15 protein-coding genes and 1 other RNA gene are annotated in these 15,523 nt (G+C 45.3%); 5 read left to right on the top strand and 11 right to left on the bottom strand.

Going from position 1 to position 15,523, the window contains the following annotated elements; genetic code table 11:
• Positions 1 to 50: 50 nt before the first annotated feature.
• A complete protein-coding gene (locus V6669_RS10480) occupies positions 51 to 1,352 on the bottom strand; it encodes a DNA polymerase IV (RefSeq protein ID WP_338594895.1) in 1,302 nt (433 codons plus the stop codon).
• A gap of 532 nt (positions 1,353 to 1,884) precedes the next feature.
• Here V6669_RS10480 and cimA point away from each other — a divergent pair.
• Entirely contained in the window at positions 1,885 to 3,504 is a 1,620-nt protein-coding gene (gene cimA / locus V6669_RS10475; RefSeq protein WP_338593628.1) for a citramalate synthase, read from the top strand.
• Between the two features lie 82 nt (positions 3,505 to 3,586).
• Here the strand turns inward: cimA and V6669_RS10470 are convergent, their stop codons facing one another.
• Positions 3,587 to 4,138 (bottom strand): TlpA disulfide reductase family protein, encoded by a 552-nt coding sequence (locus tag V6669_RS10470; RefSeq protein WP_338593625.1) that lies wholly within the window; start codon positions 4,136 to 4,138, stop codon positions 3,587 to 3,589.
• 227 nt (positions 4,139 to 4,365) lie between these two features.
• Here V6669_RS10470 and V6669_RS10465 point away from each other — a divergent pair, with 227 nt between their 5' ends.
• The gene (locus tag V6669_RS10465; RefSeq protein WP_338593622.1) at positions 4,366 to 4,857 is read left to right on the top strand and encodes a Mov34/MPN/PAD-1 family protein; all 492 of its coding nucleotides are present in this window, start codon (positions 4,366 to 4,368) and stop codon (positions 4,855 to 4,857) included.
• Here V6669_RS10465 and V6669_RS10460 read toward each other — a convergent pair.
• Genes V6669_RS10460 through V6669_RS10450 form a run of 3 tightly spaced genes read right to left on the bottom strand, consistent with a single transcriptional unit; the run spans position 4,843 to position 8,104 of the window.
• Positions 4,843 to 5,580, bottom strand: coding sequence for an exonuclease domain-containing protein (locus V6669_RS10460; protein ID WP_091032202.1), 738 nt, complete (start codon positions 5,578 to 5,580; stop codon positions 4,843 to 4,845). The genes V6669_RS10465 and V6669_RS10460 overlap by 15 nt on opposite strands.
• Positions 5,577 to 6,665 (bottom strand): DUF294 nucleotidyltransferase-like domain-containing protein, encoded by a 1,089-nt coding sequence (locus V6669_RS10455; protein WP_133384238.1) that lies wholly within the window; start codon positions 6,663 to 6,665, stop codon positions 5,577 to 5,579. Before V6669_RS10455 ends, V6669_RS10460 begins: the two co-directional genes overlap by 4 nt.
• A 38-nt stretch (positions 6,666 to 6,703) precedes the next feature.
• Entirely contained in the window at positions 6,704 to 8,104 is a 1,401-nt protein-coding gene (locus V6669_RS10450) for an ammonium transporter (protein ID WP_036609643.1), read from the bottom strand.
• A gap of 352 nt (positions 8,105 to 8,456) precedes the next feature.
• On the opposite strand from V6669_RS10450, the gene V6669_RS10445 reads away from it, so the two are divergent.
• Both V6669_RS10445 and V6669_RS10440 read left to right on the top strand, forming a co-directional pair.
• Entirely contained in the window at positions 8,457 to 8,885 is a 429-nt protein-coding gene (locus tag V6669_RS10445; RefSeq protein ID WP_017689377.1) for a MerR family transcriptional regulator, read from the top strand.
• 28 nt (positions 8,886 to 8,913) lie between these two features.
• Positions 8,914 to 9,594: a zinc metallopeptidase gene (locus V6669_RS10440; RefSeq protein ID WP_338593613.1), complete on the top strand. Its 681-nt coding sequence runs from the start codon at positions 8,914 to 8,916 to the stop codon at positions 9,592 to 9,594.
• 43 nt (positions 9,595 to 9,637) lie between these two features.
• Here V6669_RS10440 and V6669_RS10435 read toward each other — a convergent pair whose 3' ends face one another.
• Together V6669_RS10435 and V6669_RS10430 are read right to left on the bottom strand one after the other, a co-directional pair.
• Positions 9,638 to 10,549 carry a LysR family transcriptional regulator gene (locus V6669_RS10435; RefSeq protein WP_036609648.1) on the bottom strand — a complete coding sequence of 304 codons (912 nt, stop codon included), beginning with the start codon at positions 10,547 to 10,549 and terminating at the stop codon, positions 9,638 to 9,640.
• Positions 10,550 to 10,618: 69 nt separating this feature from the next.
• Positions 10,619 to 11,245: a rhomboid family intramembrane serine protease gene (locus tag V6669_RS10430; RefSeq protein WP_036609651.1), complete on the bottom strand. Its 627-nt coding sequence runs from the start codon at positions 11,243 to 11,245 to the stop codon at positions 10,619 to 10,621.
• 148 nt (positions 11,246 to 11,393) lie between these two features.
• Between V6669_RS10430 and tpx the strand changes: the two genes are divergently transcribed.
• Positions 11,394 to 11,912 carry a thiol peroxidase gene (tpx, locus tag V6669_RS10425; protein ID WP_036609653.1) on the top strand — a complete coding sequence of 173 codons (519 nt, stop codon included), beginning with the start codon at positions 11,394 to 11,396 and terminating at the stop codon, positions 11,910 to 11,912.
• Between the two features lie 72 nt (positions 11,913 to 11,984).
• Here tpx and V6669_RS10420 read toward each other — a convergent pair whose 3' ends face one another.
• The 4 genes from V6669_RS10420 to V6669_RS10405 all read right to left on the bottom strand — a co-directional run bounded on the left by V6669_RS10420 (position 11,985) and on the right by V6669_RS10405 (position 15,418).
• On the bottom strand, positions 11,985 to 12,377 hold the full coding sequence (locus V6669_RS10420; RefSeq protein ID WP_017689382.1) for a DUF1499 domain-containing protein: 393 nt from the start codon (positions 12,375 to 12,377) through the stop codon (positions 11,985 to 11,987).
• Between the two features lie 182 nt (positions 12,378 to 12,559).
• A non-coding RNA gene (gene ssrS / locus V6669_RS10415) (6S RNA) lies at positions 12,560 to 12,751 on the bottom strand.
• A gap of 51 nt (positions 12,752 to 12,802) precedes the next feature.
• Entirely contained in the window at positions 12,803 to 13,615 is an 813-nt protein-coding gene (locus tag V6669_RS10410; RefSeq protein ID WP_036609655.1) for a DUF624 domain-containing protein, read from the bottom strand.
• A 207-nt stretch (positions 13,616 to 13,822) separates the two neighbouring features.
• The gene (locus tag V6669_RS10405; RefSeq protein WP_091017518.1) at positions 13,823 to 15,418 is read right to left on the bottom strand and encodes a DEAD/DEAH box helicase; all 1,596 of its coding nucleotides are present in this window, start codon (positions 15,416 to 15,418) and stop codon (positions 13,823 to 13,825) included.
• Positions 15,419 to 15,523 lie beyond the last annotated feature (105 nt).

Here is a 15,523-nt window from a genome sequence, read left to right as displayed (position 1 = left end):
AAGGATAATTACAAATCATTTTGCAACCACAAGTATCTATTATCCCTTATTTAATCAAGACTTTGCAAGTTATCTTTTTGCAAGGAAGTACCGCGCACTTTATGATTGCGAAGCAGCACGGAAGGATCATCTCCAAGCATGCCAGCGGTCACAACAGCATTCTCACCAAATTTATCACGTAACTGATCCATAATCCGAATCAGATTGTCCTTCTTGGGCTTCTGCTCATATTCGAACAAGTCCATCTGCACAGCGGATTCTTCTCTTGGAATCAGGTTTTGAAGTGTCACACCCAGCATACGGACAGGCTTGCCACTACCCCAATGCTTCTCAAATAGTTTACAGGCTTCACGGTAAATGACCGTCGCATCCTCCGTAGGAACTTCCATTAGACGTGATCGGGTGATTGTCTTCATATCCGGTGTGCGGATCGTAATCTGAATACCCTGGCTGAACATTTCGTGCTTGCGCAATCTTCTGGCTACCTGGTCACTTATATTGAGGAATACCCGATGAATCTCATTCATATCCGATACATCCGCCGGTAGAGTGGTTGTATGCCCAATGGATTTATTAGCTTCCCGTTCCGCGTGAACTGCGGAATGGTTAATGCCATTCGCAGAATTTTTGAGCCATGTTCCATTAACTCCGAATAGTTCGGTCAACATGTTCTCGTCCGACTTGGCCAATTGACCAATCGTTTCAACGCCCAGTTTTTTCAGCTTTTCAGCCGTTTTTTTGCCAATGCCAAACATCTCGTTGCATGGTCTGTGCCAAAGAATCCGGGGTACGTCCCTCATGCGTAAAATGGAGATACCGTTCGGTTTTTTCAGATCCGAAGCCATTTTCGCCAATAATTTGTTGGGTGCAATGCCAATGGAACATGGCAGCCCCAATTCATCCTTGATTCTACGCTGAATGCTCTCCGCAATCTCCATTGGATTCCCGAATTGCCTTGAACCTGTAATATCAAGATAACATTCATCAATGGACGTTGCCTCAAGTTGAGGGGTATAACTATACGCAATCTGCATGAACGCTCTTGAATATTGACGATATAAATGAAAATCGGGACGAATCACAATGAGATCAGGGCACTTCTTCATGGCTTGGTGTACAACCATGCCTGTTGAGATACCTCGATTACGAGCGGTATATGAGCAGGTTACGATTACACCCTTGCGCAGTTCACTACTGCCCGCAACGGCCGTTGCTTTTCCTCTATATAGATCCGGTTCCTCCGCTTCATGTACAGAGCAGTAGAAAGCATTCATATCCACATGCAGAATCACCCGTCCGGCTGTAGGGTAATATTGATCCACATTTACTGGAGGATTGCCGTCTGAAGACATCATGACCCCCGCCCTTTCATGTACACAAAATAATGAAAACTAAATTACTTTCTTCTATATTATATCAAACCTGTTATGTAAATTCAGTCGCGGGCTATTATTTTCTGCGAGAACTGATCAGAGAACGAATAATCAACCAGCCTACACTCACAAAAAGGATCAATGTGATCAGGGCAATAATCGTATTTCCCCATAAAAAAGTCAAAACAAACCCTCCTTTTCTTCCATATATTCCAATTAAAACTCAATAATAAATTATAACATACATCCGGATTATGATTAACATCCTTCTTTTTTCTCTAAAATCCGTTAATTGTTACATGATACTGCGATTTCTATGTAGCATTTGGCTATAATGGTGCTATAATAATTAATTATACAAATTGACGACTTTAGGACAAATCAGCACATTGAGTTTAACACAGTGTAGCGTTGCCGAATCGAAGGATTCGCGCACTAACGTACTTAACAGATTTTCCCAACTTACAATCCAAACTTTTAAAAGAGCGCTTTATCTCAAAGGAGGATCTTCATGTCAAAGGCCATTTCCATCTTCGATACGACTTTACGTGACGGCACACAAGGGGAGGGTGTCAGCTTATCGGCAGACGACAAACTCAAAATTGCCAAGAAGCTTGATGACCTGGGTGTCCATTATATTGAAGGCGGAATTCCCGGCAGCAATACCAAGGACATTGAGTTTTTCAAAAGAGTCAAGGAATTAAACCTGAACGCAAAGGTTGTTGCTTTTGGCAGTACCCGCCGTAAAGGCAGCATTGCTAGTGAAGACGCCAACCTGAAGCGCATGATCGAATCTGGTGCTCAGGCTGCAACTTTGGTCGGTAAATCATGGGACTTCCATGTGCATACCGCTTTGCAGACTACATTGGAAGAAAACTTGTCCATGATCTATGATTCCATCGCCTATCTGAAACAGAATGGTATGGAAGTGATCTTTGATGCAGAACACTTCTTTGACGGATTCAAGCATAACCCGGAGTATGCTCAAGCGGTCTTGACCAAGGCTCACGAAGCTGGAGCGGACTGGCTCGTCATGTGTGATACCAACGGCGGGACGATGCCAAACGAGGTGCACGAGATCGTATCCACACTGCATAGAAGCCTGCCTCATGCACATCTCGGCATCCATACACATAATGATTGTGAACTGGCCGTGGCCAACACACTCAGCGCTGTACAAGCCGGAGCCCGTCAGGTTCAAGGAACGATGAATGGTTATGGAGAGCGTTGCGGTAACGCAAACCTCGCATCCATTATCCCGAACTTGCAACTGAAGCTTGGCTATGAGTGTGTTACTGAAGATTCAATGAAACAACTTACAAACGTGGCTCGTTATGTTAGCGAGATTGCCAATGTGAATATGCCGATTAATCAGCCTTATGTCGGTAATGCCGCTTTTGCTCACAAAGGTGGAATTCACGTCTCTGCCATCCTGCGGGATTCACGTACCTACGAACACATCGTGCCTGAACTGGTCGGTAACAAACAACGTGTGCTGGTCTCGGAACTTGCCGGACAAAGTAACATTGTATCCAAAGCTCAGGAACTGGGGCTTGAGTTCGATCCAAGCAGTGCCAATTCACGTCAGATTATTGAGAAGATCAAAGACCTGGAGCATCAGGGTTACCAGTTCGAAGGTGCTGATGCTTCGCTTGAATTGTTAATTCGTGAAGCGAACGGTGACATGAAAGAATTGTTCACGTTTGAATCATTCAAAATGCTTGTGGAGAAAACGGCGGGCAAATCCGTTGTTTCTGAAGCTTTTGTCAAACTTAATGTAGCTGGAACAAGTGTGTATACCGCTGCTGAAGGTAACGGTCCGGTGAACGCACTCGATAACGCTCTGCGGAAAGCATTGGTGCAATACTTCCCTTCACTTGCCAATATGCATCTGTCAGACTACAAAGTACGTGTACTGGATGAGAAAGATGCCACAGCCGCCAAAGTTCGTGTATTGATCGAATCCAAAAATACGGAGAACACATGGAACACTGTCGGTGTATCCGAGAACGTAATTGAAGCAAGTTGGGAAGCTCTTGTACACAGTTTCCGCTATGCTTTGCTTCAAGAAAAATTGCAGGATGAGCCGGGCACACTCCCTATTCCTGCTCATGGGATAAGCAACCACTAATAACGCTTATTTCCCGGAAAATATAAAGAAGCCTCTGCATCCATGATTCATGGATGCAGAGGCTTCTTTGTTTACATGAAAATTAATTTGCAACTAGCTCTTTAATCTTACGTTCCAACTCTTTTTCGGGCAGTATGCCCAGAACAATCTCCTGTATAACTCCTCTGGAGTCAATCAGAACATTCGTTGGAAAAGCCACCCCATTGTATTGAGCGTACACTGTCCCCTTCTCATCTAAGGGAATAGGGAATGTCAGTTGGTACTCATCCACAAAAGCTTTGGCATCTTTGAGTTTATCGTATGACGTTACATTAACCCCATACATGTCAAGCTTATCCTTGTATTTCGCAGCCATTCTGTTCAGCTCTGGAGCTTCCTGCTTACACGGCTCACACCAGGATGCCCAGAAACTGACGAACGTGGCCTTATCTTTGGCACCGCCCACACTGTACGTTTTCCCATCCATTGCTGTCAGAGAAAAAGCAGGCGCCAGAAGACCCGCACGTGGTCCCGTCTCTGTAGGCATCGGTTCTTCCTGCTTAAAGACAGCTGCAATGCCGTCACCCGCATTCTGGGCCAGTGCAATACCAACCAACAAGACAACACCAAGGAGTATGTATATGTTTCGTTTCATAACCAGCCACCCTTTTATATAATTAGCATATTTGAAACTGAAACAGTAATTTCTGCACATGCTAAGTGTTTATCACGCTCTATCACAGTTCACCAGAACATGATTGCCAAATGTTCTCTTTATTATTGTACCCTTTTCCTTTAAAATTTTACAATCCGCATTACAGAAAATAAAATGAAAAAGGACTCCTGCCTAAGCAGGAGCCAAAGAGAGAGGGGTGAATACAAATGGCAGCACTTCACGGGCAGCAAAACGCCTTCTACATCCCTTCTTCCGTAGAGCAAGAGATGTCAAAGCACATGTTCATTTCGCTGCCGCAAGAAGCCTGCGGGGTTATGCTGGGTGAAACCGCAGCGGGCGGTATACGAATCAGTCGGTTTCAGCCCATTCGTAACGTAGCACCTGACCCGCTGCACCATTTTACTCTGGATGATGCCGAATGGATTCGGTGCGTATTCTCCGAGCCTAAGCTCATTGGTATCTTCCATTCTCATCCGCAGACCAGGCCTGTTCCTTCCTTAGAGGACTTGCAAGCTCTTCCGGCCTTCGCCGGTTTGCTTCAGATGTACCTCATCGGCTCACCCGACCTACCAAGTGGGTCGCGATCTCATATGCATCTGAACGGTTATCTGATTGAACCCTCGAAGAAACCGCAAGATCCGGCACACCGCGTTGTGCCTTCATACAATCTGCTTCCCGTTCCGTTATGCGTGACTTAGCTGGGTATACAAATCACCCAAGGTCTCCACATTTTTACGCATCATGTCCTCCAGATAACAGGACCATAACTGTGCAGTCATTTTGGAATCTTCCAGTGCATGGTGACGCCCATAGATCGGGATGCCTCTGGATTCCAGCAATTCATCCAAACCATACCCCGGCCTGCTCGGTTCAAGCCAGCGGGCCAACATCATCGTATCAATTAAACGATGTGTCAGTCTTACCTTTGAAGTCCGCCACAGAGCTGCATTCAGAAAAGCACGGTCATGCGCACTTGCGTGTGCAATCAGAACATTTCCACCTACAAAAGACATGAAATCATGCAGCCCTTCCAGCAAAGTCGGTGCGTCCAGCGTCATCTCCTGCGTAATACCTGTAAGTTCAGTAATATGTTCCGGAACCGCAGTCTTGGACTGCACCACCGTATAGAACTGCTCCCCTTCCAGTACCACACCACCATGTATACGGACCGCACCAAATGAGATAATCTCATCCCCATGCTGGGGCGAAAAACCCGTCGTTTCCAGATCAAATACAACTGCGTCCAGCTCATTTAGAGGCGTATGCAGAACCTCAGGTCTGCGCTGTTCTCTCATCATAGAGCGGATAAACGCCATGTGTTGCGCCGTAGGGGCTCCCATAATGGAAGCGATGGCGGAAGGAACCCCTCCCTGACGCAGCGAATTCCAGAATCCTGTATTGCCCCTTGCCGGCTCTCTCATGGACGTCTCCTTTCTGCAAAACGCAACTGTCTTTGCAAAGCACGATGCACTCGTCGTACCAACCCGAGCGTATCCCTGAGTTCATAATGAATCTGCTTTTGTTTCATCTGTTTCTCATCCAGGAATCCACTGCTATGTTGCAAATCCCCTTGGATGACAACCGGTGTACTTCTGCGAAATTTCAAAGCGGCTAAGAAGGCTCGCTGACATGCATCCAGTAATGTAAATGGAACAGCTTCAAGTGAAGTCAGTCTCTCCATTCTTTTTAACGTCGATGACTCCTTGATCCCATGTTGCAAAGCCAAATAACGGGCACTGTTCACCAGCGGAATGTACAAACCATACTTAACATCAAATCCGCCTGCATGTTCACCAAATCGTTCTGTGACCACACGTCCAAGTACATTTAATGTAGCTTTATGTTTAACCGTATTGCGAAGAACTGCATCCGAAAGTTCAGGAACCAGTCTGAACTGTTCATAAAAACTCGTGATCCATTCCTCCGCCAGACTTTGCTCACCTGCAACAAAACGCATGTCTGAAGCAATAATGAGATTACGAACGGGCTCCCAATTCAGATCCGAGCTCCAATCTGCTAATTGATGCTTCCATGACGCCAGCGTTTTTCTCCAGAGTGGCTCAGAGCACATGACTTTGCCTTCGCATTTGGCGTAACCAAGCTCTTCCAACATATCCGTCATTCGCTGTCCGAGCTGAGCAAAATATTCCTCTTTACCTTCATGCGGAGTATCGCTAATGATCATGCCATTATCCTGATCACTCCATAACGTTGCTTCTTCCCTGCCGGAACTGCCAAATACGATAAAGGCATAGGGGACGGGAGGTTGGCCGAAGCCTTCCTCAACCATCCCCTGAATGCATAACTCTACTGCTTTCCGTGCAATCCGGTCATGCAGTTCATTTACCGTTTGGTACCACTCGATCGGCGACAAGGAAGCGGACAACAATTCCTGGAGCTCGTTCTGTAATATCACACGTGCCTGGCGCAGTTCTTGAGAAGACACCGCACCATCGATTCCCTGATAAGACCAGGAATAGTTTGTATACGAGATGGGTTCCATCATGTCCAGCCTCCTTGAAGCATGATTCAGCATCATTCACCTCAGGAGCTGAACGTACCACCATTGGATTTAGAATCTACATTTTTCATTTGTTCAGGGTATCCGTAAGTACCGTGCTCACTGATATCCAGACCCATTGTTTCTTCTTCTTCAGTAACACGGATGCCCATGATTGCTTTCATTCCGCCCAGAATAATGAAGGACATTACCAGTACGAAGGCAAAAGCACCTGCCAGACCGAGAAGCTGTACGCCCAATTGGTGGAATCCACCGCCATAGAACAGCCCCGCTTGACCTACACCAGCATTCTCGGCAAGTTCAGGAGTAGCGAACAAGCCCGTGGAGATCGCACCCCACATACCAGCAATACCATGCACGGAGAAAGCGTAGATTGGATCGTCAATTCCTTTACGATCGAAGTACTGTGCTGTGAAGAATGTGATGATACCCGCCAGAGCACCGATAACCAGCGCTGCCCAAGGTTCAACGAATGCACATGCTCCTGTAATTGCAACGAGTGCCGCAAGCACACCGTTTAACATGCTAGGAATATCTGACTTACCAAGTACTGCCCATGAGATCAACAGCGCAGCAACACCACCGGCTGCAGCAGCTACGTTAGTAGTTAATGCAACATAACCGAAGAATCCATCGCCCATGGCAGATAATGTACTACCTGGGTTGAATCCGAACCAACCAATCCAGAGGATAATAACCCCGAGTACGGAATACACTTGGTTGTGACCTGGAATGATGTTAGGTTTGCCGTCTTTGTTATACTTACCAATACGTGGTTTCAACAAGATGGTCGCTACCAATGCTGCAGTCGCACCAGTCAAGTGAACAACCGTCGATCCTGCAAAGTCTTGCATACCCAGCTCAGCCAACCAGCCGCCGCCCCATACCCAGTGAGCAACAACCGGATACATGATAATGGTATAAAGAGTACCGAAAACAATATATACGCTCATCTTTGCACGTTCAGCCATACCACCGCAGGCAATGGCCAGAGATACCGCCGCAAAGGCGAGGTGGAATACGAATTTAATAGTCAGTGGAACATCGGAGAAAGCCAGTGATTCGAAGGAAGCAGCCATCTTGTCACCACTCAGGAAGAATCCTGTTGTTCCAAAGAAGCTGTTACCATTACCGAAACCAAGACCGAAACCCAAAGCCCAGAAGGCAATAACTGAAATTCCCAATGTCAGGATGGTCTTACCCGCAATGTGTCCTGCATTCTTCATTCGTGTTGAACCCGCTTCGAGTAAAGCAAATCCCCCTTGCATCAAGAACACCAGTACAACAGCCAGAAACGTAAAGGCTGAGTTCAAACCACTTTGAAGTTCAATGTTAGTCGGACCCTCCGCAGCCGCAAATGCGCTGACCGGAAAAGCGAACAAAGTAAGCATTACTAACATGGAAACCAACCATTTCTTTCTCATATACCCCACTCCCTCTTATGTTAAGTTTCTTCACATAACGTGAAACTCTTAATGTCATTATAAGCAGAAGAGAGGAAAGTTGACAAGAGTATTTTCATCAAAACTGAAAATTATTTCTGGGAATAAAGTCATACGTCTTTTTCTTGCACTTAAGTACATAATCACATTCTATGAGTACATAGATATAGAAATGCAGTATGCTGATTACCAAAGCATAACGTTTGACTGTACGGTTAAAGATCATGTATCATACTTATTAGTAAGAAAAATTGGGCGTAGTCTAGAAATTCACAAGTGGAAACTACAATTCCCTACATTTGAACTTGCAAGCGAGGTGAATATCATTGGGGATATGAAACTTTTTCGGATTGGCGAACTCGCCAAGACCGCTGGTGTTAGTGAACGGACGATTGATTATTACACAAAGCTTGGACTAATCGCTCCCGAAGAACGTACACAAAAAAATTATCGTCTCTATAGTAATGAAACTTTAACGAGGCTTGAACGTATTGTACAGATGAAACAAGAGAAGTATAGTCTCGACGAGATTAAGCAATCTCTTGAGAAGTGGCGTCTGGTTAGTACAGAAGAACAAGTTGCCAGCAAATTGACAACATTGGAGCTTCATGTACAACAACTTGAGCGAGAGGTTAACGAACTCAAACCGCTACTTGGAGAGATGAAACCTGTACAAGCACGTAAAATGATGGCAGGACTCCTCACCAAAAGTGCCGGTACAATGGAGGCACTAAAAATCTTGCTTGAGAACACCATGATGTAGCTTATTTTTAGAAAGCGGAGGAATGAATATGAGTTTTAATAACGGTATGTTCGTATTGATCATTATCGCCTTTTTGCTCTCTTTATGGGCGCAATTTCGCGTTAAAGGTACGTTTAGACGTTGGTCGGAGGTACCGAACCAGAACGGAATGACTGGTTACGATGCCGCTCGCCAGATGCTTGATGCTAACGGCCTGCATGATGTTCCAATTGAACCTGTACGCGGCACGCTCTCTGATCACTATGATCCGATCAATCGGGTTGTACGTTTATCAGAACCAGTATATTACGAAAACTCAATCTCAGCTGTTTCGGTAGCGTGTCACGAAGTTGGCCACGCCATTCAGCATAAAGAAAGTTACCCGATGCTGGCACTGCGTCACCGGATCTTCCCAATTGTGAACTTTGCATCCGGATTAGCTCCATTCCTGTTGATTGCAGGATTTCTCTTCAATGCCATGAACCTTGTAGGTATCGGTATCATCTTCTTCTCCGTAACTGTAGCATTCCAACTCATCACTTTACCGGTTGAGTTCAATGCAAGTAATCGTGCCAGAGAGATTATGGTATCCGAAGGGTACATCCGTAATGAAGAAGAAAAAGGTGTTGCAAAAGTTCTGAATGCCGCAGCCTTGACTTACGTTGCTGCAGCGTTGATTTCACTGCTTGAGTTGATTCGTTACATCGGAATCTTCAACAGCCGCGATTAATTGGATACTTAATACAACAAAAACAAAAAACAATACCCCACCGTTAATCGGATGGGGTATTGTTTTGTTGTAAACCGAAATAATCAAGCAAGAATGAACGAAAGGACTGAGCAACCAGCGGCAGTTTATCATGCGCACGATGAATTAACCCGATAGTTCGCGTTACTTTTGGATGGGAGATAGCCACATGTGCCGGTTGCAACGGATTCGTCTGGAATAACGCCATCTCAGGCAGCAGACTGACCCCCATGCCCGCAGCGACCAATCCGCGGATGGTGTCGGTCTCTTCCCCTTCAAAAGCGATCTTAGGTGTAAAACCAGCTTCCAGACAGGCATGCCACACAATAGGACGAAGAGAATAACCTTTGCTGAATAATACAAATTTATCATCCTTGAGCTGTTCAAGTGCAATTGTCTCTTCACCAGCTAACGGGTGATTAGGAGGAAGGATGGCATGTAATTCTTCCGTGAGTACAATATCACCATCTACTTGATCATGCTTCTCTGGAAAAGGAGAAATGAATGCCAAGTCTACCTCTCCGGATAACACATCACGAATCAGTGTAGGGAACATCCCCTGCTTGAATCTGAATTTCACGTTGGGGTAGCGCTGACGGAAAGCAGCCACCACGGAAGGAATGAGATGAATCCCCAGGCTATGTGGAAATCCAATTCGAATCTCTCCATGCTCCGGGTCCAGAAACTCATGAACCTCCCCAACTGCCTTGTCCAAATCTTTTAATATGCCTTCAATTCGTTTGCAAAAAAGCTGCCCCACTGCAGTCAACTGCAGATTTCGCCCCTTTTGCATAAAAAGATCCACGCCCAGTTCTTCTTCCAGCTGATGAATCTGACGACTCACCGCCGACTGTGCCACATGCAACTCTTCAGCAGCCTGTGTTACATGTTCCTTCTGTGCTACTTTCAAAAAGTAATGCAACTGTCTTAATTCCACTCGCCTGATCGCTCCAATCTGTTATACCCTACTTATCCTTGATTGCATTCCATCTGGAGAACGTTCTGACTACCGCTTTAAGCTGCGGGGTTTCCACAATCTGATCAACAGTCCGTAAATAAAGAATCCACCCAACAATCCGCCAAGGTGAGCCATCCAGTTGATGCCCGACATGGCGAAGGAGAATATGATTCCGAACAAAAGCAACGTATACATCGTTTTGCGCGAAGCCTCGTCCATCATCGTTCTCTGGAACAGTGCTACATACAGGAATGCACCATAAACGGCATAGATCGCTCCTGAAGCCCCTACCGAGATGGTAATACTCCCAACCGAGTTGTACCACGCAACAGCAAGAATATTACCCAATACACCGCCACCCAGGTACAATACACCATACCTTACCGACCCGAGCAACCGCTCCATCGGTGGTGCAAATACGATTAACGCAAAACTGTTAAACAATAAATGACTGAAGCCCGCATGCAGGAACATGGATGTAATGTAACGCCACCATTCATGTGCGAACAGTTCATGATTCGTAAGTGCCCCGAATTTCAACAGCACCATATTGTTCGTTGATCCACCGTTCACCGTTAACACAATAAACATGACTACATTGGCAATTAAAAAAAGCGACGTCAAAGGGAAATACTTCAAATAACCTTTCCAGTTCTCATAGCGAATAAATATCATAAATTTCTTCTTTCACTCCACCCTGTTCAGATCGGACTTACATCTCTGATCCATCGTAATGGTACATGTCCGAATTGGACAATGCCTTTCATAAAAGATTATAATGGATTTTGGCACGGATCACCAATTTATAAGGAGGAACATTATTATGACACAAGAACGTACAGGCGCAGCCACATTTAAAGGCAACCCTATTACATTGATCGGACCCGAACTGAAAGTGGGCGATCAAGCACCTGATTTTACCCTGAGCAAAAACCTGGTTGAGGATGCTTCCCTGAAGGACTTCGCAGGCAAAATCAAATTAATCAGCGTTGTTCCTTCCCTGGATACTGGCGTATGCGATGCGCAAACTCGTCGTTTCAACGTGGAAGCTGGAGAACTCGGAGACAATGTTGTTGTCTTGACAGTAAGCGTTGACCTTCCGTTCGCTCAAGCACGTTGGTGTGGAGCAGCTGGTGTTGACCGCGTAGTTACATTGTCAGACTACAAAACACGTTCTTTCGGTGAAGACTACGGCGTTCTGATCAAAGAATTCCAACTCGACATGCGCTCCATTTTTGTTTTGGATGCCGAAGACCGGATTACATATGTGGAGTATTTGCCTGAAATGACAGACTCCCCTAACTTCGAACAAGCGATCGCTGCTGTAAAAGCTTTGCTGTAGAGGTTAACATACGTTCAGAACAAAAGCGAGGAAGGTTAACCTTCACTCGCTTTTTGTTATTTATCATCTATTTCAATCATTTGCTTTATACTTGCTTAGCTTCTTATCCAGAACAGAGAATAAGTTCATAATCGTGCGATAGTTGGAACCCAAGTCTCCAAGTGAACCACGTGAAGCTGAATACATATCCACCGCACTGCGAACAGGACTTACCGAGATAATGGAAACTGTAATATCCATCGTCCGTCCAAAGGTAGTCCGCTTCTCCAGAATAACTTCTCCAACAGAAGGCACTTCATGCAGCACTTTATAACCCGGAATCTTTTTGAGTGTCGAAGAGACCTCTTCCCAAGCTCTGTCTTTGGATAAGTTATAATACCGTGTTTTTAATTTGGGATCCTTGGCTCGATCGCTGGTCCCCTCCATGCTGCGGATGATACCGACGAGCGTTCTCTTTAAGGTCAAGACCCTTCCTCCTTTGAATGTAACCGTTCCATTTATGTATCTTAGTGTAACATTGTTCAAGTAGTAACAAAAGGGCAAGCATCATATTTATCGTAAAACCAATCAAAAACATTCATCACAACTTAAAAACACCCTGAAATTCCTTTTGTAGAGGAAAAGTCAGGGTGCTGTACATGAAGATTTAGGAACCCGCCTATGCCGTCCGGCTACATTGTCTTATGAACCTGCTTGGCAGGTGGGTGACCGCAAAAATGCTTTTTGAAGTCCCCATGTCGTATAGACAGGGCTTTTCAGCAACATTCTGTGTTGATCTCCCGAAGACATCATCATTGGTTCAAAACAACGAATAACCGAAACGTACATCGCAGGATGTACAATTATTATATCCCTAACTGTGTAAAAAGTAAATGGCGATCCATCATGTTTTATTTTTGCAATGTAATGTTTTTGTCGTCTGATGGCTCAGGTGTTTCACCATTCTCTGCTGATTGTTCAGCCAGCGCGGCAGCTTCCTCTTCTTCCTTCTTCAGCTGCATCTTCTCCATCTGCTCCTGCATCTTGTTGAAGGTTGCGTAGAAGTTAAAGAATGCGAACCAAGCAATGATGCTGATAATGAAGAAAACGAACAAGACCGGATAACGGAAACCGATGTAGAACAACAATCCACTTCCCAGCAATGTGGAAAATACACGGAATGGTCTGATCAGCGTAAGCAATACCGCGTTTTTGATAATGAGTCCGATGGACATATGATAGTGTACAACCATCGAGAAAAAGTTAAAGAGTGATACAAATAACAAGAGAAGCAGTACTAGCATAATGATTCCCACGAGCTGCATGTTGCGGAACTGCGTCATGTAAACTGTATAATCCAGATACATAATCGCGAACAGCAGTGTGTAAAAAATGCCCCCAATTAAACTTTGCTTGTAGTTTTCCTTGTAACCTACAAAGAAAGTACGGAAGATCGGTACATCCGTATCGCCCATATTCCATTTACGAACAACCGTAAACAGCGCCGAAGTCGCCGGGAACAGTGTAAGCGGTGCCACAATAGCTATAGCCCAGTTCATTTGCAATGATTCGTTTGCGAGGTTCTGCTGCATCACGAGCAGTTTCATAATCAAGAAAAACAAGAACGGAGACGAACAAATAGCCCACAACAGATTGGTTGCGGCCAGTCTCGTAATCCACTCTGTAAGCCGGTAGATCCCACCCATAGCTCCTTTAAATTCCAAACATTTCTCCTCCTCTGCAGCCTTGCGTATTACCTGAAGTCTAATATTAATATACCTTATTATAGATAGGAAAAGCCAGTACTTCCCGAAAAGAGATCGTCATTGTCCTTAGCTAACGCTTCTGGCAGTGAAAAAAATGATGCAGTAATTTTAAAAATAAAAAAATGGAGCAGTTGCCCGCTCCATTTATCAGATTATACGTTTATATTACTCGAAAGAAGAATCTTTCGCTGGACGACGTCCTTCGTTACTGCTTGGACGCGGTTTGCGGTCACGGTTGTAACCACCTTCTCTGCTTCCACCGCCAGTGCTGCTGCCGCTGTTACGATCACGGTTGTAACCGCCACGTCCGCCGCCACTGCTGTTGCGATCGCGGTTGTAACCACCACCACTGCCGCCGCTACCACTTGTGCGGTTACCGCTGTAACCTGATGGTTTACGTCCGCCAGAGCGAACATCCGGTTTACGACGTTTTGCACGAATTGGATCTTCAGGAGTCAGATCAACTTGAGCATCTTTCTTATCACCTGTCAGGAGCTTCAGTGCAGCCGACAACAGTTGAACAGAATCATATTGCTCAAGCATTTGAATCGCAATACCTTTGTATTCGTTCAGTTCGCCTGATTGTACGATTTCCAGCAAGCGCTCTGCTGTCAAACGTTGTTTACCTTCAACCGCTTCTGCCATTGTTGGCAGTGGTTTACGTGGAATACGGTGACGTGTTACACGCTCGATGAAGTGCAAGTGATCAATCTCACGTGGTGTAACGAAGGACCAAGCAGCACCCTCTTTACCCGCACGACCTGTACGACCGATACGGTGAACATAGCTCTCCGGATCTTGCGGAAGGTCAAAGTTAACAACGTGAGTTACGCCAGATACGTCGAGACCACGTGCAGCCACGTCTGTTGCAACGAGAACGTCAATGCTGCCGTCACGGAACTTACGCATTACCGCATCACGTTGATTCTGGGACAGGTCACCATGAAGACCGTCTGCAGAATATCCACGTTTTTGCAAAGCTTCAGCCAATTCGTCAACACGACGTTTTGTACGTCCGAATACGATCGCCAGTTCAGGAGATTCCATATCCAACAAACGGCTCAATGCTTCGAATTTTTGACGCTCAGGTACTTCGATATAGGATTGGTCAATCAATGGTGCACTAACATGTTTCGGAATCACAGAAATGTGTTCAGGATTGTTCAAGAATTGTTGTGCCAATTTTTGAATGTTAGGAGGCATTGTTGCTGAGAACAGCATGGTTTGGCGCTCGTCTGGAACTTGTTTCAGGATGGATTGGATATCCTCCATGAAACCCATGTCGAGCATTTCATCTGCTTCATCCAGTACAACAGTTTGTACATCATCTAGTTTGATTGTTTTGCGGTTGATGTGGTCAAGGAGACGTCCAGGTGTACCAATGATGATCTGTGGTTTTCTTTTCAGTGCACGGATTTGACGCACGATATCTTGTCCGCCGTAGATTGGCAGGGAGCGAAGACCTTTGAAGCGAGTGAGTTTTTCAATTTCTTCAGCAACTTGAATGGCAAGTTCACGTGTAGGTGCCATAATAAGGGCGCGGATTTTCTCATCACTTTTTGTGATTTTGCTGATCAACGGAATACCGAATGCAGCTGTTTTACCCGTACCTGTTTGAGCTTGACCAATCAAATCTCTGCCTTCGAGTGCCAAAGGAATCGCTTTGGATTGGATCGGTGTTGCTTCTTCAAACCCGAGCTCAGTGATGGCTTGCAGCACCAGTGGTTCAAGATTGAAATCTGTAAAGTTTAAATTTGTCAAAATTATTCATGCTCCTTTTATATGGTGGACATGGTGGACAATCCACTTTGTTGTCTGTATTCTTAAGTAGCGTTAATATTTATAGGGTATCCCAACGGGACGGAT

This window comes from Paenibacillus sp. Y5S-9, assembly GCF_036894235.1.
GTDB lineage: Bacteria > Bacillota > Bacilli > Paenibacillales > Paenibacillaceae > Paenibacillus.
The sequence above is the reverse complement of the archived record's forward strand: the minus strand, read 5'-3'. Positions and strand labels throughout refer to the sequence as shown.